Genomic DNA, 3,634 nt, shown 5'->3' with positions numbered 1-3,634 from the left:
AGAGACAGCCCGTGCCCCGACACGTCGATTGTCGCGGAAGAATCAATTCGAACCTCTCCCTCCACATGGAGGTCAAGGTGGTTTGCGCCTACGCCTCCTGCGGGGCTGTGCGTCACAACGGCATTGCCTTGGATGTATAGATTTTTAAACGCGTGGGTACCGTCGATCCGAAGCCTATCGCTGCCTCGAACGACAATATCCATCCCTTCAAATCTAAAGTCATCTGCCGCAATGACGTCAGTTGTATCTGCCGGGTATAGAGGCTCGATAACATTGACGTCTTGGTAGGTTTCCGACTGCAGTCCCAGACTGTCCTGAACGACCAGGCTGACTCGAACGACACCACTGGAGTTCGGAGTGTAACCCCGGGTGACCCCATAGCCCCGATAAGGAGTTTCAATGCGGCTGCCGACGCGTACGCCATTCACCCGGAATTCTGCCCACGCAAGGCGGACACGCTCATCATCCCAAGTGCCGGAAAGACTCGTCTCTATCCCCACGCTCATGCTGGTGATCGGACGCAGCGTCGCCAGAGGAGGCTGATTCTCATTTACCTGAAACACGTCAGAACCGCTTGCCGTCGCGCCCAGATCATCAGTCGCGGTGGATTCAACCACGACCTGCATCGCAGACAACTCCATTAGCTTGTCTGCGCAAATATCAACACACTGAGCGCCACATGAAACCGAACCCAGCAGGGCTTCTCCATCTACAGAAGCGGAGAAGTGCTCAATGCTTGAATTGTCTCTCGCGCGGGCGCAGATGCGGACAATTTCACCTCTGAGTGCCGGGTTCGGCGTCATCGTATACGTCAACTCCGGAGCAGGGTTTGCTTGGAGCGTGGTGGTCCGCTCGACTGCAGTCGTTCGGCCACTCCGGTCCGTCGCCACTGCACGGAACACAACGGAAGATTGCTCACTCAACTTCGGCAGCAGATAGCTTGCAGATACGTAGTGCCCTATGCTGGATGCGAACTCTACGCCATTGGCGTATAGCTTTACGCTGGCAACGTCGCTGTCCGGATCCGAGGCGGATGCATAGATGTTGATGCTGGCGCCTTCAAACGCGCTCAAAGGCGGCTGATATGACCCAAAGTTAACCGTCGGAGGCACTCCATCCACCGCGACAACGTACGATTGAGACACCGGCGTACGGCGCCCCATGAAGTCCACAGCCGTGGCCGTCAGCGTCACCTGTTGTCCAACGGAATCCTCAGGGAGAAGCAATGCGTGATGAAGGGAGGCAGTGCCGATCGATTCTTGTGAATGCGCAATGAGTTCTCCATCCTTCTCCAGTTCGATCCACAGCACCCCATCGTCTGTCGCCTGAAGATTTATCGGGTTGACAGCAGGCTCCGCGCGCAGTTGTGTGGGAAGCCCCGAGGGCACGCCAGGCGCGTTGTTGTCCACGCCCAGCGACACTTGCACGGAGGCTTCCGCCGTCCGTCCGGCTCCGTCCACCAGAAGGACAGTCAGCGGCAGTGTTTCCGGCGCGCTCGTCATCGGCGCACGGAATACGGACTCGAAGACCATCGGGTCCGAAGGACTCTGACCGAGTTCCCCGAGATACGTTGTTCCAAGCCGGGCAGAGACGAAGACGGGTGCGATTCCCTCCGTGCGTCGAGCTCGCACCGTCACCGCAGCGCCAGAAGCGATGGTCGTCCCCTCAGTGGGGGCTGTCAGGCTGACGCTGGGAGTCTGTGTTTCCGGGGGCAGGACCGTGAGGGTCAGGGGGCTAGAGAGGGCTTCCATTCCTCCGGCACCGCGCACCCTGAACCGCAATTCATGCCGCTGTCCTGCGGCGGAACCTGCCGGAACCGTCCAGCGGGCTTTCATTCCTGCTTCCTCGGCGACTGCAGAGGCCACTCCATCGACGACCAACTCGGCATCGTCCAATCCGATTCCGCCCGCGAGCGCAGACACGACGACGTTCGTTCCGGCTTCCACCACTGAATAATTGGCAGGAGTGGCGATGCGCACGGACGGCACGGCCGCCGCAGGTGGCATGTACGCGCGCACCGCTCCCTGGTTGCCTTCAAGCGTATCCGCGACGAGGAGCCGACCTGCGGCCACGATAGCGTCATGCGCGTTCGACGCAGGCACGTGCATCAGCCGGACTGCTGGAGCCCCCGCAGGCAGATGCCAGAGTTCAACGCCTGCGGCTCCTTCACTGATGATGGCCAACCTGCCTTCAAGGCGGATCCGTTGTACGGGGCCCGAGGTGGGCACGGTGCCCAACAATTCGGGAGAAGCGTCGTCAGTCAGTTCGAATACGGAGAGCGACGAGGGCCCGCCCACGACAGCAAGCGCACCCTCCAGCGCCACCGCTGAAGCTGTCACTGGTAGTGTTCCTGAACGACGAATCTGTCCCGAGGGCGCAACCCCCACGATGGCAGCCCCGTGGTTCCCCAGGGCGACCAAGGCGTGGCGCTCGTCACCCGCGACGTCGAAGGCCGCGCTGCCGAGGATCAGCGACTCTCCAGGGCCCACTCGCGGCCATTGAATCGTCTTGACGGCCCCTGAGGTTGAGATCGCCCAGAGCCGATCCCTAGCCACGGCCAGGCGATCGATGCTCCCCAGCGCTTGCTGAAGCCCCTGGGTCTCCGTGTTGTCGGATGTGAGCGTCCCCGCTGTCGTCTCCCGTGCGAACCGGATGGCGGTGCCGTCGAGAACGAACGTGTCGCGCCCGATTCGCTCCACCTGCTGAACGTCGCTGCCTGTGAACAATTGTCCCGCGAGTACCGGCACGGCGCTCCGCGTTACATCGACGGCTTGGACACCTGACGCCCCCGCCGCGACCAATGCCCCGCCGCGGAAGGCCGTCAGCGTCATCGCAGGCTGGCCCACCGTGACGAGTCCCGCGGCAGTTGCCGGCACCGCCTGGGGAAGGTTCAAGAGACTGACGCCAGCGGGCCCCGTCGCCAGTACCTGGCCGCCACTGACCAGGAGTTCATGTGCGTCGAGCTTTGACCGCGACAGAACTCGCGGCGCGGCAGGGTTCCGGAAGTCTAGAATCCGGAGCCAACCCTCTTCTCCGACGACGTAAGCCAGACCACGAACGACTTCGATGGAGCGGACTCCGGAAGGCAGCGGCACCTCATCCAGTTTTTCAAAGGAAGTATTCTGAGTCCTCGCCCAGGCTTGCACAGAGCGATCCGTCCCAACGACCACCAACTCGCCATCGATCTGCGCAGCACGAACGAGCGCTGGCTGAACGTTGAACGACTGCTGGATCGCCACTCCATTCTCCCCTGCCACCGGAGCGGACACTATCGATGCGCCTTGCGTCTGGATGACGCCATCCGCCACAGCGCCAATCACACGGCCTGAGACCGTGGTGTTCGGGGTGCTGCTGACAAGCCAGGGCCGGCTTGGAACAGTGACGTCCACCGTGTCGGTTCGATAATGCCCGTTGTCGTTGATTAGCGATGCAAAGAGCCGGCCAGACATCGCAACCCCCGTGTAACGGCCAGGCATCCGCGCTGAGACAATGGGGGTTCCAGAGCCGCTGGTGTTCACAAGCCAGAGGCCATGTGCATCAAGCGCGACGGCGACGTGATCCGCAAACGGGGCCAATCCAACGGGCGGAACAGGAGTCGGCAACAACCCCACTGTCTCCAGTTCCTGTGCATGGG

1 protein-coding gene is annotated in these 3,634 nt (G+C 61.7%); it reads right to left on the bottom strand.

The window, feature by feature from the left end:
- The coding region (locus tag G4D87_RS35250) for an LVIVD repeat-containing protein (RefSeq protein ID WP_205507842.1) at nt 1-3,239 on the bottom strand (3,239 nt) is incomplete at its 3' end.
- Nucleotides 3,240-3,634 lie beyond the last annotated feature (395 nt).

Source organism: Myxococcus vastator (genome assembly GCF_010894475.1).
In the GTDB taxonomy this organism is placed as follows: domain Bacteria; phylum Myxococcota; class Myxococcia; order Myxococcales; family Myxococcaceae; genus Myxococcus; species Myxococcus vastator.
This window is presented reverse-complemented; position numbering and strand designations above follow the sequence as displayed.